This is a genomic window from Clostridium sp. YIM B02555 (genome assembly GCF_022320955.1).
GTDB lineage: Bacteria > Bacillota > Clostridia > Clostridiales > Clostridiaceae > Clostridium > Clostridium saccharoperbutylacetonicum.
Genome location: NZ_JAKJJY010000009.1, coordinates 85,280 through 107,596, shown reverse-complemented (window position 1 = coordinate 107,596; position 22,317 = coordinate 85,280). Strand labels below are relative to the sequence as shown.

The window sequence follows — 22,317 nt, the reverse complement described above, 5'->3', positions numbered from 1 at the left end:
TAATACAAGACTATTTCTATCTGATTTATCTACTTTTATATAATTTTAACTTTTATCAATATTTCTCTAGAAACTCATTATTTTATTATACACATAATAAAATGTGGTATAATTTTTATATAGATAAGGAGGGATATTGTATGGATAAATTTGTAATTGCTATAACCAGAACTTGCGGCAGCGGAGGAACTACTATAGGGAAAATGCTTTCAAAAGATTTAGGAATTAACATTTATGATAGAGAGTTATTACGTTTAGCTTCAGACGATAGCGGTATCAACGAAGCCTTATTCGCTAATGCAGATGAAGATGTAAAAAACAGTTTACTTTATAAGGTTTCAAAACATGTATATAATGGTGAACTTATTCCACCAGAAAATAATGATTTCACTTCAAATGATAATCTATTCAATTATCAAGCAAAAATCTTAAGAGAACTTTCTGAAAGAGAATCATATGTTGTAATAGGACGATGTGCTGATTATATTTTAAAAGATAAGCAAAATGTATTCAAAATTTTTATCCACTCATCTGAGGAATTCTGTATTAAACATGAAATGTCTATTCTTGGTACTTCAGAAAAGGAAACGATAAAAGAAATAAAGAGACTAAATAAATATAGAAGTGATTACTATTATTATCACACAGGAAATAAGTGGGAAGATGTAAGAAATTATGATTTGTCCCTTGATACTAGTAGATTTGGTTTTGAAAAATCTGTAAAATACATTAAAGAATATATAGCATTGAGAATGAACTTATAAAGATAAATTTCATTTATCAAAAAATATTCTCCTTTTATTAAGTTGTTCGCTTTTACTTAGTTAAATTTTGAAGATTAAATTAAGTAAATCGAGCAACTTTTGTTTTAAGTCTCCTCCAATACCTATTTTAAAAACTTTCTTACAAAAACTGCTCACTTTTCCTTCGATTATTATTTTTCGTTCTATTTGAGTTTATTTTCATCTTATAATTTCCTCAAAATAAATTAATATATTTTTAATTCATAGTTCTTTTGTGTATGTTTACTTCTACCATACTTGTATGGTAGAATATTATATAACATTTACCATATAATTCATAACATCAAAAATACTAACTTATCTTACTTAATTTCAATATATTAGCTAATAATAACATTTTGTATTGATTGGAAGATATTTTATTTTTTTGTTGCGCCAAATCGTTTTTTAGATTTTCTAATTTACGATCTTTTATGAATATGGAATATATTACATATAAGGGAGAGAAAAATATGCTGAAAAACATCAAAATTATTAACAGTATTGTATTAATGGTTATTCTATCAACAATTGTCTCGTTAGCCATAGCTATTGTCGGGTACAGTAATATGAAAGCTATTAATAATAATTCTTCATCAATGTATGAAAACGCTCTAGTTAGAATCGTAAAAACCGAAGAGATCAGGCAAACATTTTCTAATATCAGATTAAATGCCAATAGAATATCTATTTCTGACTTTAATGCTGATGATGTGTCTGCTATAGATGCTAATTACAGTAAAATGAGTGACTTATTGAATGACTATGAAAACTTATCTTTGAGCTCTTTAGAAAAGAATAATTTGGCTGAATTTAAAAGTGACTCTGAAAAATATTATTCTCAAATAAAGAATCTTGAAAAAGGTAATAAACTTTATGGAATAGACTTAGAACAATTTAATCAGCTTGGAGTTGAAGCACAGCTTTTCCTTGATAATCTAGTAACTTATAGTTCAAATATGGCTAATACTCTTCAAAATGATAATATTAATTTGTATCTTAGAAGTACTAAAATTTTCTTTGCAACATTCATTATAGGATTCATATTAATGATTTTTGTTTCATCTGCAATAGTTTCAGTAATAAAGAAATCTATGAAAGAAATAATATCTGTATTAAACTACGTTGCTGACGGAGATTTTAGCATAAAAATGGACTCTGAATATAAAAATGAATTTGGAATAATGAAGAGATCAATTAAAAAGACAATTTCAAATATCTCTTTAATGCTAGAATCTGTTAAGCAATCAACAAATGTTGTAAATGTTCAAGCAACAAATCTTTTGGAGGCTTCTGATCAAATGTCCTCATCTGCACAAGAAATTAATGCAGCAGTTCAAGAAGTTGCAAGCGCTGCCAATGATCAATCTAGTGATTTAATAAATGTAAAAACTTCCCTTGATAATTTTGCTGATTCCTTAAATCAAATTACACTATCAATTAATGATGTAAATTCTAATCTTAATAACATTAATTCAATGGCTGAAGACGGAAACTCAAAATTAAAATTTTTATTTGATTCAGTAAAAGATGTAAATAACTCTTTCAATACTATAAAAGATAAAGTCGTTACATTAGATCAACATGTAGTAAAAGTTAATAATATAACAACCATTATTAATTCTATTGCTGACGAAACTGATTTATTAGCTCTAAACGCAGCAATCGAATCTGCCCGTGCTGGAGAAGTTGGAAAAGGATTTTCCGTTGTTGCAGAAGAAATCAGAAAATTAGCTGAACAGTCTAAAATATCTGCTAATGATATAACAAATCTAATTTCAAGTATTAATAAAGAGGCTCAAGTCGCTGTTAAAACTACTGATTTAGGAAAAAACAGTTTGAATAATCAATCAGAACTTATTGAGGACTCAATAAAATCCTTCGCATTAATATTTAATGCAATAAATACGATTTTACCTAAGGTTAATAGTATAAACAAGTCAATTGAAAATATAAATGTTGAAAAAGATCTTATACTTTCTAAAGCATTAAATATTTCCGGGGTGTCAGAAGAAAATGCAGCTTCGGCTGAAGAAATATCAGCTTCAGTACAACAAATAAACATATCATTTTCTGAAGTGTCATCTTCTGCACAAACTCTATCAAATTTAACAAACTCTATGATAGACGAAGTTGCTAAATTTAAACTATAGGAAAGACGTTCATCTCGAGTTAAAAATGGAGGATAATTATGAAAAAGTTGAAATTTTTAAGTATTGTACTAACAACAGTTTTTACTGTAAGTATTTTTACAGGTTGTGGTTCAAAAAATAATTCTAAATCCAATGAACCTATAACATTAAATATAATTGATGTTTCTGGTTCAATGCAATTAGTTGGAGATTCCATTGATCAATTTAAAGCTGCAAATCCGGACTTAATAAGTGATATAAAAATTACTAAAGCAACTTCTCTAGAAGTTCCATCTTTGCTAAAAGCTCAAATTCTATCAGAGAATGTACAAACTGGTTTAGTTTTTACAGGAATTGATGGTATGTCTACATGTATTAAAAAAGATGTTATAGAAAATATTATGCCTCAGTATAGCAGCAGCTTTCCTGACTTAGAAAATAATTATACAGCTGGTGCTAAAGCAACATATAACTTAGTGAAAGGTTACGGTATTACATATGTTTACTCTCCTAGTGGACCGCTTTTTACATATAATCCGGACACAGTTAAAAATATTCCCAAATCACCAAGCGACCTTGTAGAGTTTGCAAAAGCAAATCCTGGGAAATTTACCTACGCTAGACCAGCTAATTCAGGTCCCGGAAGAACGTTTCTTTTAGGATTACCGTACATTCTTGGAGATAAAAATCCAAAGGATCCAAAAACATGGGATAAAACATGGGCTTATCTTAAAGAACTTGATCAATACATTGATTACTATCCAGGAAAAACTGGTCCTACTTTTTCAGAATTAAATTTAGGTAAAAGGTGGATTGTCTCAAGTCAACTAGGATGGGATATAAATCAAAGAATTACTGGAGGTATTCCTCAAAACTATCAAGGTTTTATGTTAGATAATACTACTTTAGTTGCAGATGCCCAATATATGGCTATGCCAAAAGGACTTAATGATAGACAAAAAGAAGTTGTTTTAAAATTAATGGAATGGCTTATGACTCCAAAAATGCAAGCTAAAACATATGATAGTGGTTATTTCTATCCAGGTCCTTCAGTTAAGGATGTTCCACTTGATGCAGCTCCTAAAGAGAGCCAAGATAAAATAAAACCTGCTATAAGACAATCATATGATGACGCTATTAAGTCTCTCCCAACTACAACACAATTAGATACAGATACATTCATGGAAGCATTAAATATGTGGGATCAGTTGTTTGGAGCAAAAGTAAAAAGATAGATAAAAAAATCGCAGGCGACTGTGGAGCCGTAGATTTTTTTTACGCATCTGCCTTTTCGAACGCATGTGAGAAAAATGTGCACCTTAGAAAAGGCAGCTATGCTGCATATAAGAACATTTTATGCAGGCGAATATGATTTATTTTTTATTCTTTTAAAATATTAAACCTAGTTGATTAGTCTGTTTCAAAAGTTATCCACAGATTGTCCAACAATATAATTTCCTAAAGAATAAAAAAAATACTTCATCGTGTAGCACACGATGAAGTATTTTTTTATCTATTTATTATATATTACATTATTGCAAATAATATACCAAATGCTATAGCTATAAAATACATTGGAACAGGAATATCTTTTGATTTACCTGTAAATAATTTTATTAATACATAAGAGATAAATCCAAATGCTAAACCATCTGTAATTGAATATGTTAAAAGTGTTAATACTAATGTTAAGAATACTGGTAATCCTTCTGTAAAATCTGAAAAATCAACCTTAGCTATTGGTTCCATCATTACTGCTCCAAGAACTATTAAAACTGGTCCAGTAGCAAATCCTGGTATAGCAGTTAATACTGGTGAGAAAAATAATGATAAGAAGAATAATCCAGCTATTGTAAGACCTGCAAGTCCAGTTCTTCCACCTTCAGCAATACCTGAAGCTGATTCTACGAATGCTACTGGTGTAGAAGTTCCTAAACATGCACCAACTACTGATCCAACAGCATCAGCTGTTAAAACTTTATCTGCATTTAAAACATTACCATTTTCATCTAAATATCCAGCCTTTGAAGCTAATCCAATTAAAGTTCCTATACTATCAAATACATCTATAAACAACATAGAAAGAATAGCTGGAATTATTCCAATAACCATAGCACTCTTAAAATCAAATTGCATAAAGATCGGAGCAACTGATGGAGGCATAGATACTATTTGACTTGGTAATTGAGCAACACCAAATGCTGCACCAAGTGCATACACAACAATCATTCCGATAATAAATGAACCTCTAATATTTTTATAATAAAGTATTGCTATTATAACTACTCCTAAGCAAGCTAAAAGAACTGAAGGATCTTTCAAATTTCCAATTGTAGTTAATGTTGCTTCACTACCAACAATCACTTTAGCATCTTGGAAGCCGATAAATGTTATAAAGAAACCAATACCAATACTTATTGCATGTTTTAGTGTTTGAGGAACACTATCTATAATAACTTGTCTAATCTTAAATACATTAAGTAATAAGAATATAACACCTTCTATTAATGAAGCTGCTAAAGCTGTTTGCCACGAAAACTTCATTCCTAAACATATTGTAAATGTAAAAAGTGCATTTAATCCCATACCTGGTGCCATACCAAAAGGATAATTAGCCATTAATGCCATAATTACAGTACCTATAACAGAAGCTAATGCTGTTGCTGTAAATACAGCTGATTTATCCATTCCTGTTTGACTTAAAATACTTGGATTTACAACTAGTATGTATGCCATAGTTAAAAATGTAGTTAATCCTGCTAACATTTCTGTTTTTACATTTGTTTTGTTTTTTGATAAATGAAATATTCTTTCAAGTATGCCATTTTCTGCCGTGTTTACCATTTTGTTTGATACATTATCCAATCTAAATTCCTCCTATATTTCGAGTTACACCAATACACGGGTACTCTAAAATAAAAATAATATCTTAGTTAGTATCTTCACTAACTGAATAAAATATAAAAGAATAATAACAAGAATTTATAAATATTTACTCAAGAAAAACTGAAACCCCTTTGTTATTTACAAAGGGGTTTATAAGCAAAATACCTATAAACACCCATAGTCAGACAATTTACGGTAGTCCGGTAGAGACACTTAGACCTTATTACTAAGCATATACGGGTAAAATTTTCAAAAATTACATTTGATCTGATCACTTATTATATCTCAGATTTTACAAATAGAGAAATATAATAAATCATTCGTGTAATATATAGCTCTCTCTTTACATACATAATCCTACAACAAATTTATTCATAAATCAATAGTAATTTTAATTTTTTCTGTATTTTTTTTAATTTTAAAGCTTAAATGTTCGTCTTTTTGAAATGTAAACGTAATTCTAGATTGGACTATTTTCATTAATTTATTAAATTGTATAATTTTTCAATTTCATTTGTAATTATACAATCAGGTTTTACTCTAATAACCATTTTCATATGTTCTTCTTCATTTACAGTATATGGATTTACCATTATTCCTGCTTCTTTAATTTCTCTCATATATTCTTCTATTAATATACTTGGGAAACAAGGATGATAGCATTGTACCTTAATATCTTTTAAATATTTTGGAACATTGGCAAGAGTTGAATCTGTCAATGCTCCTAGTTTTATTTTATCATCTAAGCTTCTAATTTTAACCAAACTCAAATGATTAAAACTTGAAATAATAATCTTTTCTTTTAAATTATATTGCTCAATCATTTCTAAAACTTTTTCTTCAAGACCTTGATAAGAAAATATGCTATTTTTCAATTCTAAATTCAATACTTTTAAATTTGATTTTGCCACAAGCTCTAAAAGCTCTTTTAAAGTCGGTATTTTCTCACCATTCTTAGTTTTAAACATCTTGAGCTCAGCCAAAGTATAATCTTTAACATACCCTATTCCATTTGTTGTTCTTTCTAAGGTTTCATCATGTATTATGACTGGTATATTGTCTTGAGATAGCTGGACATCCGTCTCTATACCATCAGCCTTATATTCAATGGCTTTTTTAAATGCAAGCATTGTATTCTCATCAAATTTTCCACTATATCCTCTATGAGCTATGTTTAAAATTTTCAAATTGCACACCTTCCTTTATAAGTAAGAAACCAAATCTTGGATTTGGTTTCTCAAACTTAGTTAAATTGCGAATGCAATTTAACCTACTTTATATTTATTAGCTTTATTATATTTTTCTATTGCTGAATTTATTGATTTTTCACTGGCATCTATAGCATCTTCTGGTGATGCTTTGCCTTGAAGCATTGCTTCAATATTAGTTTCAATTGTTTGTCTTGCTTCTGGGAACACACCAAGTAATGCACCCTTAGATTCAGCTGGTGATGCATGTAATTGATCAATAGCTGTTTTAAATTGTGGAGTTTTTGCTAAATGGTCTTTCATTTCTTGTAAATCATAAGCTTTAGTAGTTACTGGGAAATAACCTGTTTGTTCATTCCAATAAACTTGTTGTTCTGGCGCCACCATAAATTTAATAAATTCAAAAGCTGCTTTTTGTTTTTCTTGATCATCCTTATTTAAAATCCATAAAGATGCTCCCCCAATTGATACTCCACCTTTGTCATCTTTATTGATTTTTGGTAAAAATGCTGTTCCAACTTCAAATTTTCCTTTAACACCATCTAATACACTACTTAAACTTGCTGTTGAATCAATAAACATTGCTGTTTTTCCAGCCATAAAAGCTTGTTGTGTATCTGCTGGTTTTCTTCCAAAGTTACCAAGTAGCCCTTGATCATAAAGACTCTTCCAAGCATTTAGTATTTTTACTCCACCACCATTATTTTTAAAATCTACACTTGTAGCACTAGAATCTCTACCATTTCCATTATTTACATATAGCTTTAATTGTTCAGCTAGGAATTGTTCAAAGAACCATCCATAAATAGCCATTGAGTAACCATATTGAGAAACATTTCCGCCATCTTTCTTAGTTAACTTTTCTGAATATGTTTTTATTTCATCAAAATTTGCTGGAGCTTTTTCTGGATCTACCCCTGCTTCTTTGAATGCATTTTTATTATAATACAAAATAGGCGTTGATGAATTAAATGGCATTGAATTTAATTTATTATCTACAGTATAATACGCTAAAAGGTTCGGTTCAAGTGATGAAGTGTCATATTTATCATCATCTATAAATTTTTGCATAGGAGTTGACAATTTTGAATCTATCATCCACCTAGTTCCCAAGTCATAAAGCTGCATTATATCTGGATAGCCGCTTTTATCTTTTGAACTTTTTATTTTATTTATAGCATCATCATATTCACCTTGATATTGTGCTTTAACTACAATGTTACTTTTATTCTCCTTATTGAATTTATCCACTAATGAATTTATAGCATCGCCGCCTTTACCACCCATAGAGTGCCAAAAGACAATTTCTTTTTTCCCATCTGCTTTTGCGTCTGTTGTTTTACTGCTACCAGTTGCTCCACAACCTGCTAATACCGAAATGCACATGCAGGTAGTAACCATTAATGATAAAATCTTCTTTTTCATAACTAAACCTCACATTCTTTTTTATTCTACATTTATTACGACTTTTATTTGATGTATATATTGCAACTATCAATGCTTAATGTTCAATGATAAATAATTGAACGTTGATAATTGATAATTTTCGTTTTAACCTTTTACAGCTCCTGAAGTAATGCCTTCTACCAATTGCTTTTGACCTATTATAAAAATCACTATGGAAGGCAAAATAATCATTATAACTCCTGCAAAAACCACTCCTATATTTTGACTTTCTGCAAATTGAAGCATACTAATACCTATTTGAACAGTTCTCATTTCTGGTGCATTTGTTACAAGCAATGGCCACATATATTGATTCCAGGTATTTAAAAATGTATAAACTCCAAGTGAAGCAATTACAGGTTTAGACATAGGAAGTAATACCCTTATAAAAAATCTCAAATTACTACAACCATCTATAGTTGATGCTTCCTTCAATTCTTTAGGGACTGTCAAATAAAATTGTCTTATTAAAAATATGCCCATAGCAGAAACTAAAAACGGCACTATTAGTCCAGAATAGCTATCTGTCCAACCAAGCTTCGCTATTGTCAAATAATTAGCTATTATGGTTGACTCACTTGGAATCATTAAAGTAGACAAACTCAAAATAAATAATAAACTCTTCCCTTTAAAATCAAAATAAGAAAAAGCATATGCTGCTAAACATGAAGTTATTATTTGTCCTATAGTAACCATTAGTGAAACGAAGACACTATTAAATATAAAGCCTAAAATTGGTACAGTTTCAATTACCTGTCTATAATTATCTAAATTAATACCTGAAGGCAGTAATTTAGGAGGATACGAAAAAATTTCATCAGAGCTCATTAAACTTATACTAAAACCATAAAGTATTGGAGATATAATAATAATTCCAATTATGATATTTAATATTAATAATACGTATTTTCTTGCTTTATTCTCCATTATGAATAATAAACTCCTTTCTTTTCAAACTTTAACTGAATTAAGGTTATAATAAGTATTATAAAAAATAATACTATTGATTCTGCACATGCAGTTTCAAACCTATTATTGAAAAATGCTTCCCTATAAATCTCGTGAACTATTACATTAGTTGAGTTAGCTGGCCCACCTAAAGTTAATAGTTTAATTTGTCCAAAGGCCTGAAAAGAATTAATCATATTTATAAATACAACAAAAAACAATGTTGGAGAAATAAGCGGTATTGTTAATCTAAAAAACTTCCTTCCCATTTTAGCCCCATCAATTTGTGCACTTTCATTCATTTCCTTTGGAATATTTTTAAGCCCTGTAAGAATAAATATAAAATTCAAACCTATATTTAGCCATACGGTAACAAGCGCTACTGAAAATAGTGCAATTTTCTCATCAGTTAACCAACCTATTTGTGCTTTTAATAAATAATTCAATAGCCCTATTGATGGATGATATAAAAGCATCCAAATTATAGCGGCAGCTGCAGATGAAACTGCCATTGGCATTGCAAACATTACTTCATAAAGCCTGCTGCCTTTAAGTTTATTGTTAGCAAGAATAGCTAATGCTAGGCCAATTAATATTGCTGGTACAGCTGTCATAACAACAAATTTTAAGGTTACTCCAATGCTTCCAATAAAGTCTGGTGATAAGAACAATTCTTTATAATTATCTAAACCCACAAATTCAACTGCTTCTCCATTAGCATTAGTTATATTGAAACTTAAGAAAATAGTCTTTATAAATGGAAAAAACATAAATATGCAAAACCCTAATAGGCAAGGAATTAAATATAAATAAGGCTCTATCTTTCTAAGCAAGCTTTTCATTATAATTCCTCCTGCTCAATTCTCATTTCACTATCTTTGTCAAAGAAATGTGCTTTTTTAAAATCAAATCTGACTTTTAAATAATCTCCTTCTTTTCCTCTAAATACTCCGTTAACCCTACAAATTATATTGTTATCCTTAAGCTTTAAATGAATATACGTTTCTGATCCAAGAATTTCAACAAATTCTATTTCACCCATTACTACATCAGATTTAATTCTTTCATGATTTTCCATTACTTTTTCTTTTTCTTCTATATTAATACCCTCATCAATTTCTCTCTTACCCTCTTGAATAACCTTAATATCCTCTGCTCTCAACCCAATTATTACTTCACTTCTAATATATTTTTCTTCAAGCATTGTCTTAAGTTTCTTATTTTTGATGCTATGTTTCAAAAATTCATTTTCTATGAATACATCATTGTCAATTCTATCAACTCTCACATTTATAAAATTCATTTGAGGCGATCCAATAAAACTAGCTACAAATTTGTTACTTGGTTTTTCATATATAGTTATAGGATCTGCAACCTGCTGAATTTCACCTTTATTCATAACAACAATTGTACTTCCCATAGTCATGGCTTCTGTCTGGTCATGTGTTACATAAATGAAAGTCGTTTTAAGCCTTTGATGAAGTTTAATTATTTCACTTCTCATAGAAACTCTTAGTTTTGCATCCAAATTTGACAATGGCTCATCCATTAAAAACACTTTAGGCTTCCTCACAATTGCTCGTCCAAGTGCAACTCTCTGTCTCTGTCCACCAGATAACTCCTTTGGCTTTCTATTTAACAAATCCTCAATTTCAAGTATTTTAGCTGTTTCTCGTATTTTCTTTTCAATTTCTAGCTTATTCATCTTTTTTATTCTCAGAGCAAATGCCATATTCTCATATACTGAAAAGTGTGGATATAATGCATAATTTTGAAATACCATAGCTATATCTCTATCTACTGGTTCTACTTTATTCACTAACCTTTCATCAATATATAATTCACCTGAGGATATCTCTTCAAGGCCTGCAATCATCCTTAGTGTTGTGGACTTTCCACATCCAGACGGACCAACTAAAACCACGAATTCCCCATCCTCAATGTTTAAGTTAATATCATTTGCTGCTTTAAAATCATTTGTATATCTCTTGTTCAGATGTTTTAGTATAACTTTTGCCATTAATTTACCTGCTTTCCAAACTAAATATAAGATCTTACATCATTATCTTTACCCATATAAATATACTAGTTAAATATTAAATCACCATTTGCTTTGGGTTAATTTATGTTAATTGGAAGTTAAATACTAACCTGTTAAAAAATCATTTCTTTAATCTAAAGTAATGAACGCTCTTTCAGTAATTCTTGTAATTCAGCGTCAGTCATTGATAATTAAAGTATTTATATATTATTTCGATAAAAACTTATAGCAAACTATATGAAAATGAAAGGATTTGAGTATATGGATATTGCAGCTATGTCAATGAATTTGAGTCAAACTTCTGTTCAAGATGCCGCTTCTGTTTCAGTACTAAAGATGGCAATGAACAATTCAAGTGATACTGCTACTCAAATGACTGAAATGATGGCTATTGATACTACAAGAGGATCAGTCATAGACGCAAGAGCATAAGACAAAGGACTTGGTATTATTCAAAATACCAAGTCCTTTGTTTATTTTTTAATATTTTATAAGTGTGCCTTTACTTTATTTGTTATATTTTCCTTTGGCATAAAACCTGTTAGGTTTTCTACCGGAACTCCATCTTTAAAGATAATCATAGTCGGAACAGCTGATATTCCATATTTTTGTGCTATTCTTCCACCTTCATCGATATCCAGCTTAAAAAATTTAGCCTTATCACCTATTTCATTACTGACTCCTTCAAAAACTGGCGCTAACATCTTGCATGGTCCACACCAGTTTGCAAAGAAATCCACGACAACGACTCCTTCAGTATTTTCAACATTTTCAAAAAATTCGTTACTATCAATTATTTTTGCCATCTCTAATCACTCCTAGCAATTAAAATTCAAATGTGTATATTTTAATAATATTCCAAATTCATTCCATTTTCTGTGACTTAATCACCTTTAAGTCTGTAATTAATCTCCTTTAAATTTAAAATTACATACTTCTTATTATATTCTTTTCATTATTAATTGTAGATAAATTATTTCCTTTTTGTTCCCACATATGAACCCATTCCACCAGCAACATTAACTACCTTGAAACCTTGGCTTAAAAGTGTATTGCAAGTCCTTGCGCTTCTTCCACCAGATTGACACATTATGTAATATTCCTTGTCTTTATTCAAATATTTTTCTGGCTCATTTAAAAGTTCACCCATTGGAATGTTTTTTGCACTTACTATGCTTCCTCCTGAATATTCATATTTTTCTCTTATATCTATTAATTCAACCTTGCCAATCAAATCTTCCATATCATTTACATTTATTACTTTTCCTTGATTTTTATTAAATAATCCAAACATATAGTATTTCTCCTCAAAATCATCTTAATTCTTTTCTAATAATTCAGTTAAATCTCTGAGTATAGAGATTTTTCCTCTCTCAAGTTTTATATATCCTAATTTCTCTATATTTTTAAGTTTTCTACTAACAACTTCACGAACAGAGTCAATTTCAAAAGCCAATTCATTATGAGTTCCATAAATTATATTACTTTTTTTGCTCATGAGTAATTTTATCAGTCTTGTTTCTAAGGATTCGTGAATCATTTCCTCTTTATTTCCTATTACAGTATTAAATTTATAATACAAGTCTCTATACATGTATAATAAAAACTCTTTATCTTCAATTAGATGCTTTCTAACAACGTCAAATGGAATTATGCAAACTTTAGAGTCTTGAATTGCTTTACCTGTAATATTTAAAGATTCAAAATTTGCCAAACAACTTAATGCCTCATGGCAAAATTCTCCTTGTTTTATATTATAAAGATTGGTTTCTTCTCCATCTTCATTAACCTTTTGTATCTTAACAGTTCCTTTTATCACAAATAAAATTCCATTGCAGGCTTCATCTGCGCCAGCTACAAACTCGTCAGAATATACCGTTTTGAAAACTGCAAGTTCATTTATTATCTGGTTGTTACTATCATTTACTTTCTTTAGAACCGGATATACCTCATATAGGGAATTTAAATCCTTCATCCGGTTTTTCATAGTACTTTCTTGATTTACCATCCACACCCCTCCATGATTATATTATATAATAATTTTCTAAAGATATATGTGACTTAATCACATATATCCAATTATTAAGATTATTAAATATAAAAAGGGCTCCAACCTCTAACTAGTTAGCACCCATAAAATAGCCTTATTTTAATTCAACTCATTTAGAAAAAATCATCTTTAATGACATTAAAATCATTAGTACTCCAAAAGATTTTTTTAATATTGACATAGGAATATAATGCGCTATTCTAGCACCAAACATTGAACCTATAACTAAGAATATACAAATTAAAATTCCTGCCTTCAAATCCACTTGCCCTTGTTTATAATAATAAATAAACGCTGCAATTCCAACTGGTGGAAGCATTATAGCCAGAGAAGTTCCCTGAGCTTTTAATTGACTAAAGCCACATAAGTAAACTAATGCTGGCACAATAACTATACCTCCACCAATTCCAAACATTCCACTTAATATTCCTGCCAATAATCCTACTCCTATAAATATAGCTACATCCATACAATTATTCCTTCTTTCCAATTAATTTGAATATATTGTAATTATCAATGTTCAATTATTAATTGTCAATCAGGGTATTATATGAAAATAAGGAAATTTTAAGTTAACTAATTTCTTTTTAGATTAAATAGAATTATTCTAATTAAAAGCATATAATACTTAAATCAATAATTTCATGTGATAATATGAGATACGTTTTAGATATTAAAAAATGCGAATTTTTAGGAAAAGGTAAGGAAGGTGCTGTTTATTTAACACCTGAAGGATATGCTTTAAAAGTTTTTAATAGCAAGAAGAAAGCAGAAAGTGAAGTTTCCATTTTAGAAAAAGTCAATGGAAGTAGATTCTTTCCAAAAGTTCTGTTTATTGCTAACAATATGGTAGTAAGAGACTATGTTGAAGGAGCTAATTTATATGAATATATTAATTTCAACGGATTATCCTATAAACTCTCCATTGAAATCGCAGATCTTATAGAAGAGTTCAAAGTTCTGAATTTTAAAAGACTTGATATTAGAAATGCACATATATTTGTTAATAAAAATGAAAAAATACAAGTAATAGATCCAAGAAAAGTTTATGAAAAAAATACACCATACCCAAAAGAAATAATAAAAGTATTAATTAAACTTAACGTTTTTGATGTTTTTTTAAGATATCTTTTAGACTATAAACCAGAACTTATAAGTTATTGGATTAATGGATATAAATATTTTAAATATATGTCCAAAAAAACCTTTGTAATTAACATGAATGTTTCTTAGCTTTGTTCATTATTAAATATCATACTTGTATCTGAAATAGTGATAGTGGTAAATTTATAGATATCCAATTTAAGAATTTAACTTATAAATGGAATATGTATACACTCTTGAGAATTTAAAATTACAACTCTACACTAGAAATATGATACATTTTTTCTGGAGCAGGCATGTGAAATTGAGCTGTTGAAGGTTGTTAATGTGGGCTTGTTTCATTTACAGCTTGTCTAGATTTTATATCTGGAACACGCTGAAATGACGACAAGCCCACATTTAGAACCTTCCAGCGAAAATTTCACTAGTCCTGCGGAAGATAAATGTATCATATTCGGTAATTGTTGCATAAATCTAATTCTTTGCTTGGCTATCTATATTATAATTTAGTATGAAATCAATTCCACATTTTGTTGACTATACTTACTATACATAATATAATTACATTAATTATACTAAAACATATTTTTAGCTTAATTTATAACTTTAGGAGGTATTTATGTTTAAGTTATTTAATAAAAAGCAAATATCCGATTTAATTTTACTTGCCCCAGCTGATGGCGCAGCAATTGATTTATCTAAAGTTCCAGACCCAGTTTTTGCACAAAAAATGGCAGGAGACGGAATTGCTATTGATATAACTGGTGATACAATTGTAGCTCCAGCTGATGGTACAGTATCAATGATTTTCAAAACAAAGCATGCTTTTGCACTATCACTTGACAATGGCATTGAACTTCTAATACATATAGGAATAGACACTGTTTCCTTAAAAGGTGACGGATTCGAACAACTTGTTGAAGAAGGAACTTCTGTAAAAGCTGGAACTCCTATAATTAAAATAGATAGAGATTTCATTTTAAAAGAAGGTTTTTCACTGATTTCTCCTGTTTTAATTACGAATCCTGATATTGTGTCTGAAATTGTTACAATGGTAGATAAAAACGTAATAGCTGGACAGGACGAAGTTGCTATTTGCAAATTTCCACAAGTTTAAAAAGTGATCTGTTAAAGGCAAATATATTGTTTTAGCAGAGCTATTAAAATTTTGCTTTAACTATATTCCACTACAATCATAAATATTTTTGAAAATGAGCTGTTAAAAATTAGACTTACGCGAAAATTACCGAAATCCAATACATTTGTCTTCCACAGGACTAGTGAAATTTTCGCTGGAAAGTTCTAAATGTGGGCTTGCCATCATTTCAGCGTGTTCCAGATGTAAAATCTGGACAATCTGAAATGAAACAAGCCCCCATTAAGAACCATCAGCAGCTCAATTTCACATGCCTGATTCCAGAAAAATGTATCTGATTTCTAGTGTAGTGTTACGATTATAATTTCTCAATGATGTATGTATATTCCATTTATAAGTTTAATTATCAATTTGGATATCTATATGTACATTACTAAACTTTAATATTTCTCTTCCTTTTTACATAAAGTATAAGTCCTATTCCTAATATCATACCTGCAATGCTTACTAGTTGAGCAACTCTTAGACTTCCTAACATTAGGCTGTCTGTTCTAAGCCCCTCAATAAATACTCTACCTAATGAATAGAGAGTTATGTAACTTCCTATTACGATTCCATTCTCCTCATTATTTTTCTTATACAGGATTATCAACAATATAATGCACACCAAAATATTCCATATAGATTCATATAAGAATGTTGGATGATAATAGATCCCCCCAATATTCATTCCCTTTTGAATAAAAGCTGGGAAATGACTAATAAATTCGTAAGAAACCTCACCACCATGTGCTTCTCCATTCATAAAATTTCCCCATCTTCCAATTGCTTGAGCTAAAATAATAGCTGGTGCTACTATATCTAAATACTTTAACAACTCTATTTTCTTTATCTTTGAAAATATGTAAACAGCTATGAATGCACCAATCAATCCTCCATGAATGGCCAAGCCACCTTTTCTTATATTAAATACATCAATTAAATTATTCTTATAATTTTCAAATTCAAAGATTACATAATATGCCCTAGCTCCAACAATTGCAGTTGGAAATGCTATAAAAAAAGCATCTAAAATAACATCAAAATCTAAATTTTTCTTCCTACAATTATATCCAGTCAATATAATTGCTGCAATTACTCCAAAAGCTATTAATATTCCATACCATCTAACTTCAAAACTTCCTATTTGAAATGCTACTGGATTCATTTAAACATCGCCTCTCTTCTTTAGCATATATCATTTTATTTTATAACAATACTCTTACTTTCCAGTAGTAAGAATTATTATCTTTTATTATATATTAATTTATATATTATTCAATGTTTATGAAATAAATAAAGCAAACAAAAAAATTTTGTGCATCTATTGATTTTCAATATTACCTGCACAAAATATTCTTGCTTTAATATATTATTTTAATCATTAGCTAAAAAATTTATATCTTCCTTAATATTACTTTCTAAGCTTCTATTTTCGATATTGATGTATTTACAGTTACTCCTTCAAGCTCTTCAAGTTCTTTTGTAAAATTACATATATCATCATATTCACCAACAAGCGCAATAGAAATAATTGATAATTCATCAGTAAATGGTATCCCCATTCTTCCTTTTATACTTCCTCTAAATGATGCTACCACATCATTATATTTATCTTGTATATCTTTTGGATGTTCTAATATTGTGCTAACTACTCCTATTTTAGACATTTCAATTCCTCCATTATATATTATGTAAAAATAAAACCTTTTGAAATATATGAAGATTTTATTTCATATTAATATATATTGTGTACTAATTTTCACATCTTATTCTTTAGAAAGTGGCTGCATTATTATGATTTCTAAAGCTTCCCTTAATCTAACTTATTTTTATACAATTTATTATTTTCTCTAGAAATTACTCCCTTTGAATAAGATTGAACTAATTCCCCTTTATACTTTATGGATTTATTAGTTGTTAATTCTGCTAAACTTTTCTTAGCTTTATTATTAACATATACTTTACCAGAATAATCTACTATAATATCTTCCTTTTCAGTTGGTTCTGGCAGTTTAAATTCATTCCACTTTCTATTTTTATCAGATAGTACAGTATAATAAATCTTTTCAATCTTATCTCCTGAAGCTTCTCCAAAATATACATTGTCATTAACATCTGCCCCTAATATTTTAGGAGTTTTAACATTTGGTATTAATAAATTTCCTTTTGTATTTAATACAGATAAATTATTTCCTTCTTCAACTACAGCATTAGCATTTGTAGTAGGAACGACTATATCAGTTATATTTCTGTCACTCTTAACCTTTTTCATTTCACTCATTATATTTGCATAGTATAAATCACATTTTTCAGAACTCTTTTTAACTTCAATATATAAGCTATGAGTTAAATTTGAAAATGCAACATTATTTACTTCATCTTTTGAACTGTTGAGTTTAATTTTCACTATATTCCGGTCAAAATTTGCGATATCTGATGTTTCTCCTTTTTTAGCATCAAAAGATATAGGTTCCAAATAATATGCACCTTTTTCTTTTACCTTTTGTATTACAAGAACTTTATTCTCACCATTTAACCATTTATAAAATACAATTTCATTGCCACTATCAGTATCACATTGCTTTTCTTTATCATCACTACCATCTAATACTTTAAGTTTTCCACCCTCAACATAGGCCACATATCTCCCATCTGAAGATACTTTAACCTCATCTATTCCATTTTTTATATTAATTTCTGTTTTCTTATCTGCTGGATTTTCTTGTTCTTCAACTTTTTCAACTTTAAAATTTGAATCTGAAGCTAAATATATTTTGTCAATAAATAAAAACATAAATTGCTGCACTACAAAAGCAATAGCAAACCAAGCCAATTTTCTCTTAATATTTCTCATTAATTATGTCTCCTTTACTGCTCTACATAAAATGCTGTGGCAACAGTTCTTTCTCCATCCCAAGCATTAGGGGAATTAATAACATTTCCTTTATAATACATAGTTGAGGAATATCCACCATCAAGGGCTCCAGCATTTACAGCCCCTTGTTTCATCATAATTTCTTGAACATCGTATAAGCTTGCTCCAGGCGTTGTTATCTTTCTACCATCTATAACCAAGAAAATTATAGTTCCATCTGCCTTTTGGCCAACAGCTGTCCTAGGATTGTACCCTTCTGTTGCCTTGTCTTTCACTTGCCTTACGCCATTAATAATAATATTAGGTTTTCTAAAACACATTGCTTCTTTAACTTTATATTTTTTTAATTCTGATATTGAATGATCCCCAACAATTAATTCTCCACCTTCTGTAAAGGCAACAACATTTTCCACTGCCTTTTCATTTATATTCGCAGTTGGGTAGACAACTTTTCCGTCAGATATAACAAATCCACCTGGTTCGGCACCTGTTCCTGCATACGTAGTTCCATCAGAGGATTGATCAATAAAAGACCCACCATTAATTGCAGCAACCGCATTGTGGTCTTCTGCCATTTCACTTGTCTTTTGCCCTCTTTTCTTTAAATATCTTGTCATGGCAACCTTCACTTTTAATGGATTCTTTATTTCTAAAACATAAGCCTCATATCTCTTATCGGATATATGGTATTCAGTTATTTCATTTCCAATCTTGTATTTTACATTTATCTTTTTCATATCTTGAAAAACTTCTTGACTATTATTTGCTTCATCTCTTCCAAGAAGCTTATCTAACAATGTTTTTGGTATTAGATCTTCTACCAAATATGCATGTCTTGTTGCTAGAACAGTTTCTAGAACTGCTTTTCTCGTATCTTTATATGGTCCAAAAAAGAACACTAGAGGTGTAGTAATTATAAAAAAAAGAAGTGCATCTCTTATACCTCTCAAAAGAATTCTTGGATTTGACTGTCTCTTCTTTTTCTTTCTTCTATTAACTTGGGATTTATTTACCGATCTATTTACAGACCTATGGTTAACCTTCCTATCCATATAATCCTCCGATATTTTTATTAATATTATAATTATTTCCTATTATAAAAGAAATAATCCATATATGGTTTTTATATCAATTAAAATATAGTTTCAAAAATAAAATTAATATATATGTTTTAAAAGAATTGTTCAAAACCTAAAGATTTCCAAAGGAAATCAAAGTTGAACATTGATAATTGGAATATATATAAATTATACTTATAAAAACAATAATATGGCATAAATATATTTTTAATATGCCATATTATTGTAACATATACATTTTCACTTTGTGAAATTAAACTAAATTTTTGAGCCATACTCTTTGATTATATCTTCTCAATCCTAATATAAATTTATATACTTCCTCAAAAGTAACCATTGCATATACAAAATATATTGGAAGTCCAAGTAAAATTCCTCCAAGATAAGCAAATGGAATTCCAACAAGCCATACACCTGTAATATCCAATAGTAAAGCAGCCTTAGTATCTCCACCACTTCTAAGTATACCTACTATATTAACCCAGTTAAATACTTTAAATGGTAAATAACAAGAGAAAACCAATAGACATTTTCTTATATCCATTCCAACTCCTTCAGTTACATTAAATAAAGTAATTATTGGAGTTCTAATACCTAAACAAGTTGCAGCCATTATTAAGGCAGCTATAAATTGAAGTATAATAAAATATTTTGCATGTATTTTTGCTTCCTCAAGTTTATTGGCTCCTAATTCATTTCCTAAAATAACTGCTGTAGCAGCACTAATTCCTTGGAAAATAACCGTTATAATTTGTTCAACAGTTTGAGTTATAGTAATTGCAGCTACTGCCCCATCTCCCATTCTTCCATAGACTAAAGAATACATTGTAACACCTAAGCCCCACATAAATTCATTTAAAATAACTGGAGATACTGTAACAAAAAATAATTTTACAAATTTATTATCAAAAGATATAAGTTCTTTAAGCTTTGCGGCAGCAGGTCCTTTTTGAATATATACTATTGATAAAATTAAAGTACACTCAATTGTTCTAGCTATCAAAGTTGCTATGGCTTCACCACGAACCCCAAAGGCTGGAACTCCAAAGTGCCCAAATATTAATGTATAGTTTAATATCACCTTTATTACAATAGAAAACAATGTAACAAATACTGGAGCCTTTACTTGATTAACACCTCTTAAAAGTGCCACATAAACATTTGTTACTGCTGTTAAAGGATAACTTATAGCAGCTATTGATAAGTAGGTTGCCCCTATTTTTATAGTTTCTGTACTTGGAGTAAAAATGCTCATTACAATTTCAGGACATAACAAGCTTGGAATTACGAAAAAAATAGCACCAATCAGTCCCATTACCAAAGACATTCCTAACACTTTTCTTATGTTTTTAATATCTTTTTTACCAAAATATTGGGCAGTCAAAATAGATGAACCACTTACAATACCAAACAATAGTAAAGTAAAAACAAAAAATACTTTGTTTGCAAGTCCAACTGCAGCAATAGATGTTTGCCCTAAACTGCCGATCATTACATTATCAACAAGATTCAAACTTGTATTTAATAAAGCCTGCAATGTTATTGGTGTAGTTATAGCAATTACTTTACGCAAAAATTTTTTATCTTGTCCCATGTTATTTAAAGTTTTAATAATTGTCATAATTTTAGTACCTCATCATTCTTTGATCAATTGTTGATTTTCAATTATCAATGGTCAATTTGAATCCATAGTTAATAATGACCAATTTACTATTGTCCTCATCATTGATCATTGTTAATACACCTTATTCTATTTTACTTACTAAAATTTATTGTGTCTACAAATAATTATACTATATCATTTATAAATTCAATCTGATATAATTATCTAATGTTTGAATGAAAAATATAAATTGGCAATACCTTGAAAAATATATGATTTTGTGATATTTTTCAAATATGATTGATTATTTTATTTTTTTCCAAAAACATAAAATCAAGAAAGAGGTGCTTAACCATAAAAACAAATTATAAAACTCAAGAAAACAAATATAATACTAAAGGTAATCTAACTGAAATTACAGTTTTAAAGAAAGACGGCAGCGAATTAATTTGCAAAATAGATACATTTGACACTGAAAAAGTTCAAAAGGCTGGAACTTGGTTTGCTGAATGGCATAAGGATTTTAATAACTATCTTGTTCAAACATTAACTACTTCTAAAGTTAATGGTAAAACAGTATCTACTAAGGTAACTATACAATCTGTAATCTTAGATGTTAACCCTAAAGCTCCAATTAAACACTTAAATGGAAATACTTTAGACAACAGAAAAGAAAATCTAGAATTATACAATAGAAATTCTAAAAATGATTGTACAAAAATAGATCATTACACTATGGGAATAATATTAAGAGACAAATTTGGAAATCATAAAGACACTGCTTTAATTTCAATGGATGATGTAGATCAAGTAATAAAAGACGGTTACAATTGGGTTACATATAAAAAGGGCTCTGAAATAATGGTTGTAGCAAATACTCCAGAAGGCAGAATTCGTTTAGATGAACTAATCATGTCACCTGATGAAACAATGAAAGTACATCACATTAATTTAAATCCATTAGATAATAGAAGATCTAATTTAGAAAACCAACCACTTTAATTTTATAATTAATAATTATAAAT

22 protein-coding genes and 1 riboswitch are annotated in these 22,317 nt (G+C 29.2%); of the genes, 7 read left to right on the top strand and 15 right to left on the bottom strand.

All coding sequences use genetic code 11. The features are described 5' to 3' along the window. The first annotated feature begins 140 nt into the window (after nucleotides 1-140). The 3 genes from L3B98_RS14330 to L3B98_RS14320 all read left to right on the top strand — a co-directional run bounded on the left by L3B98_RS14330 (nucleotide 141) and on the right by L3B98_RS14320 (nucleotide 4,149). The gene (locus L3B98_RS14330) at nucleotides 141-764 is read left to right on the top strand and encodes a cytidylate kinase-like family protein (RefSeq protein ID WP_238917205.1); all 624 of its coding nucleotides are present in this window, start codon (nucleotides 141-143) and stop codon (nucleotides 762-764) included. A gap of 491 nt (nucleotides 765-1,255) precedes the next feature. Beyond that, nucleotides 1,256-2,935, top strand: coding sequence for a methyl-accepting chemotaxis protein (locus L3B98_RS14325; protein WP_238917204.1), 1,680 nt, complete (start codon nucleotides 1,256-1,258; stop codon nucleotides 2,933-2,935). Nucleotides 2,936-2,973: 38 nt separating this feature from the next. Then, a complete protein-coding gene (locus L3B98_RS14320; RefSeq protein WP_238917203.1) occupies nucleotides 2,974-4,149 on the top strand; it encodes an extracellular solute-binding protein in 1,176 nt (391 codons plus the stop codon). A 292-nt stretch (nucleotides 4,150-4,441) separates the two neighbouring features. Here L3B98_RS14320 and L3B98_RS14315 read toward each other — a convergent pair whose 3' ends face one another. From L3B98_RS14315 to ugpC, 6 genes are all read right to left on the bottom strand, one after another. After that, nucleotides 4,442-5,758, bottom strand: a complete 1,317-nt coding sequence (locus L3B98_RS14315; protein ID WP_335620473.1) for an NCS2 family permease — start codon at nucleotides 5,756-5,758, stop codon at nucleotides 4,442-4,444. 200 nt (nucleotides 5,759-5,958) lie between these two features. After that, nucleotides 5,959-6,060: riboswitch (purine riboswitch) on the bottom strand. A gap of 219 nt (nucleotides 6,061-6,279) precedes the next feature. Next, a complete protein-coding gene (locus L3B98_RS14310; RefSeq protein WP_238917202.1) occupies nucleotides 6,280-6,987 on the bottom strand; it encodes a glycerophosphodiester phosphodiesterase in 708 nt (235 codons plus the stop codon). Between the two features lie 78 nt (nucleotides 6,988-7,065). Further along, the gene (locus tag L3B98_RS14305; RefSeq protein WP_238917201.1) at nucleotides 7,066-8,433 is read right to left on the bottom strand and encodes an ABC transporter substrate-binding protein; all 1,368 of its coding nucleotides are present in this window, start codon (nucleotides 8,431-8,433) and stop codon (nucleotides 7,066-7,068) included. Nucleotides 8,434-8,559: 126 nt separating this feature from the next. Then, entirely contained in the window at nucleotides 8,560-9,381 is an 822-nt protein-coding gene (locus tag L3B98_RS14300) for a carbohydrate ABC transporter permease (RefSeq protein WP_238917200.1), read from the bottom strand. Then, a complete protein-coding gene (locus L3B98_RS14295) occupies nucleotides 9,381-10,244 on the bottom strand; it encodes a sugar ABC transporter permease (protein ID WP_238917199.1) in 864 nt (287 codons plus the stop codon). The genes L3B98_RS14300 and L3B98_RS14295 overlap by 1 nt, the downstream gene beginning before the upstream one ends. Then, nucleotides 10,244-11,422 (bottom strand): sn-glycerol-3-phosphate ABC transporter ATP-binding protein UgpC, encoded by a 1,179-nt coding sequence (gene ugpC / locus L3B98_RS14290; RefSeq protein ID WP_238917198.1) that lies wholly within the window; start codon nucleotides 11,420-11,422, stop codon nucleotides 10,244-10,246. The genes L3B98_RS14295 and ugpC overlap by 1 nt, the downstream gene beginning before the upstream one ends. Nucleotides 11,423-11,704: 282 nt before the next feature. On the opposite strand from ugpC, the gene L3B98_RS14285 reads away from it, so the two are divergent. Further along, a complete protein-coding gene (locus L3B98_RS14285; RefSeq protein ID WP_238917287.1) occupies nucleotides 11,705-11,875 on the top strand; it encodes a YjfB family protein in 171 nt (56 codons plus the stop codon). A 56-nt stretch (nucleotides 11,876-11,931) separates the two neighbouring features. Here L3B98_RS14285 and trxA read toward each other — a convergent pair whose 3' ends face one another. The 4 genes from trxA to L3B98_RS14265 form a co-directional block, all read right to left on the bottom strand. After that, nucleotides 11,932-12,249 carry a thioredoxin gene (gene trxA / locus L3B98_RS14280; RefSeq protein WP_077365100.1) on the bottom strand — a complete coding sequence of 106 codons (318 nt, stop codon included), beginning with the start codon at nucleotides 12,247-12,249 and terminating at the stop codon, nucleotides 11,932-11,934. A gap of 167 nt (nucleotides 12,250-12,416) precedes the next feature. Further along, entirely contained in the window at nucleotides 12,417-12,737 is a 321-nt protein-coding gene (locus tag L3B98_RS14275) for a rhodanese-like domain-containing protein (protein ID WP_238917197.1), read from the bottom strand. 24 nt (nucleotides 12,738-12,761) lie between these two features. Continuing rightward, nucleotides 12,762-13,451, bottom strand: a complete 690-nt coding sequence (locus L3B98_RS14270) for a Crp/Fnr family transcriptional regulator (RefSeq protein WP_238917196.1) — start codon at nucleotides 13,449-13,451, stop codon at nucleotides 12,762-12,764. Between the two features lie 151 nt (nucleotides 13,452-13,602). Continuing rightward, nucleotides 13,603-13,962 (bottom strand): sulfite exporter TauE/SafE family protein, encoded by a 360-nt coding sequence (locus tag L3B98_RS14265; RefSeq protein ID WP_015394317.1) that lies wholly within the window; start codon nucleotides 13,960-13,962, stop codon nucleotides 13,603-13,605. Nucleotides 13,963-14,147: 185 nt separating this feature from the next. Here L3B98_RS14265 and L3B98_RS14260 point away from each other — a divergent pair, with 185 nt between their 5' ends. Beyond that, entirely contained in the window at nucleotides 14,148-14,726 is a 579-nt protein-coding gene (locus tag L3B98_RS14260; protein WP_238917195.1) for a serine/threonine protein kinase, read from the top strand. A 490-nt stretch (nucleotides 14,727-15,216) separates the two neighbouring features. Further along, on the top strand, nucleotides 15,217-15,714 hold the full coding sequence (locus L3B98_RS14255; protein WP_238917194.1) for a PTS glucose transporter subunit IIA: 498 nt from the start codon (nucleotides 15,217-15,219) through the stop codon (nucleotides 15,712-15,714). A 412-nt stretch (nucleotides 15,715-16,126) separates the two neighbouring features. Here the strand turns inward: L3B98_RS14255 and lgt are convergent, their stop codons facing one another. The 5 genes from lgt to L3B98_RS14230 all read right to left on the bottom strand — a co-directional run bounded on the left by lgt (nucleotide 16,127) and on the right by L3B98_RS14230 (nucleotide 21,310). Further along, nucleotides 16,127-16,900 carry a prolipoprotein diacylglyceryl transferase gene (gene lgt / locus L3B98_RS14250; RefSeq protein WP_077365112.1) on the bottom strand — a complete coding sequence of 258 codons (774 nt, stop codon included), beginning with the start codon at nucleotides 16,898-16,900 and terminating at the stop codon, nucleotides 16,127-16,129. A gap of 253 nt (nucleotides 16,901-17,153) precedes the next feature. Further along, nucleotides 17,154-17,402, bottom strand: a complete 249-nt coding sequence (locus L3B98_RS14245; protein ID WP_015394321.1) for a TM1266 family iron-only hydrogenase system putative regulator — start codon at nucleotides 17,400-17,402, stop codon at nucleotides 17,154-17,156. A 146-nt stretch (nucleotides 17,403-17,548) separates the two neighbouring features. Next, nucleotides 17,549-18,589 (bottom strand): hypothetical protein, encoded by a 1,041-nt coding sequence (locus L3B98_RS14240; RefSeq protein WP_238917193.1) that lies wholly within the window; start codon nucleotides 18,587-18,589, stop codon nucleotides 17,549-17,551. 14 nt (nucleotides 18,590-18,603) lie between these two features. Then, nucleotides 18,604-19,662: a phosphodiester glycosidase family protein gene (locus tag L3B98_RS14235; RefSeq protein ID WP_238917192.1), complete on the bottom strand. Its 1,059-nt coding sequence runs from the start codon at nucleotides 19,660-19,662 to the stop codon at nucleotides 18,604-18,606. Between the two features lie 280 nt (nucleotides 19,663-19,942). After that, nucleotides 19,943-21,310, bottom strand: a complete 1,368-nt coding sequence (locus L3B98_RS14230; RefSeq protein ID WP_238917191.1) for an MATE family efflux transporter — start codon at nucleotides 21,308-21,310, stop codon at nucleotides 19,943-19,945. A 336-nt stretch (nucleotides 21,311-21,646) separates the two neighbouring features. On the opposite strand from L3B98_RS14230, the gene L3B98_RS14225 reads away from it, so the two are divergent. Then, entirely contained in the window at nucleotides 21,647-22,294 is a 648-nt protein-coding gene (locus tag L3B98_RS14225; RefSeq protein WP_173696507.1) for a hypothetical protein, read from the top strand. Nucleotides 22,295-22,317: the final 23 nt, after the last annotated feature.

What these genes read in the sequence shown, in the direction of transcription:
- L3B98_RS14330 (WP_238917205.1), top strand. Translation starts at nt 141, where the DNA reads ATGGATAAATTTGTAATTGCTATAACCAGAACTTGCGGCAGCGGAGGA.
- L3B98_RS14325 (WP_238917204.1), top strand. Translation starts at nt 1,256, where the DNA reads ATGCTGAAAAACATCAAAATTATTAACAGTATTGTATTAATGGTTATT.
- L3B98_RS14320 (WP_238917203.1), top strand. Translation starts at nt 2,974, where the DNA reads ATGAAAAAGTTGAAATTTTTAAGTATTGTACTAACAACAGTTTTTACT.
- L3B98_RS14315 (WP_335620473.1), bottom strand. Translation starts at nt 5,758, where the DNA reads ATGGTAAACACGGCAGAAAATGGCATACTTGAAAGAATATTTCATTTA.
- L3B98_RS14305 (WP_238917201.1), bottom strand. Translation starts at nt 8,433, where the DNA reads ATGAAAAAGAAGATTTTATCATTAATGGTTACTACCTGCATGTGCATT.
- L3B98_RS14300 (WP_238917200.1), bottom strand. Translation starts at nt 9,381, where the DNA reads ATGGAGAATAAAGCAAGAAAATACGTATTATTAATATTAAATATCATA.
- L3B98_RS14295 (WP_238917199.1), bottom strand. Translation starts at nt 10,244, where the DNA reads ATGAAAAGCTTGCTTAGAAAGATAGAGCCTTATTTATATTTAATTCCT.
- ugpC (WP_238917198.1), bottom strand. Translation starts at nt 11,422, where the DNA reads ATGGCAAAAGTTATACTAAAACATCTGAACAAGAGATATACAAATGAT.
- L3B98_RS14285 (WP_238917287.1), top strand. Translation starts at nt 11,705, where the DNA reads ATGGATATTGCAGCTATGTCAATGAATTTGAGTCAAACTTCTGTTCAA.
- trxA (WP_077365100.1), bottom strand. Translation starts at nt 12,249, where the DNA reads ATGGCAAAAATAATTGATAGTAACGAATTTTTTGAAAATGTTGAAAAT.
- L3B98_RS14275 (WP_238917197.1), bottom strand. Translation starts at nt 12,737, where the DNA reads ATGTTTGGATTATTTAATAAAAATCAAGGAAAAGTAATAAATGTAAAT.
- L3B98_RS14270 (WP_238917196.1), bottom strand. Translation starts at nt 13,451, where the DNA reads ATGGTAAATCAAGAAAGTACTATGAAAAACCGGATGAAGGATTTAAAT.
- L3B98_RS14265 (WP_015394317.1), bottom strand. Translation starts at nt 13,962, where the DNA reads ATGGATGTAGCTATATTTATAGGAGTAGGATTATTGGCAGGAATATTA.
- L3B98_RS14260 (WP_238917195.1), top strand. Translation starts at nt 14,148, where the DNA reads ATGAGATACGTTTTAGATATTAAAAAATGCGAATTTTTAGGAAAAGGT.
- L3B98_RS14255 (WP_238917194.1), top strand. Translation starts at nt 15,217, where the DNA reads ATGTTTAAGTTATTTAATAAAAAGCAAATATCCGATTTAATTTTACTT.
- lgt (WP_077365112.1), bottom strand. Translation starts at nt 16,900, where the DNA reads ATGAATCCAGTAGCATTTCAAATAGGAAGTTTTGAAGTTAGATGGTAT.
- L3B98_RS14245 (WP_015394321.1), bottom strand. Translation starts at nt 17,402, where the DNA reads ATGTCTAAAATAGGAGTAGTTAGCACAATATTAGAACATCCAAAAGAT.
- L3B98_RS14240 (WP_238917193.1), bottom strand. Translation starts at nt 18,589, where the DNA reads ATGAGAAATATTAAGAGAAAATTGGCTTGGTTTGCTATTGCTTTTGTA.
- L3B98_RS14235 (WP_238917192.1), bottom strand. Translation starts at nt 19,662, where the DNA reads ATGGATAGGAAGGTTAACCATAGGTCTGTAAATAGATCGGTAAATAAA.
- L3B98_RS14230 (WP_238917191.1), bottom strand. Translation starts at nt 21,310, where the DNA reads ATGACAATTATTAAAACTTTAAATAACATGGGACAAGATAAAAAATTT.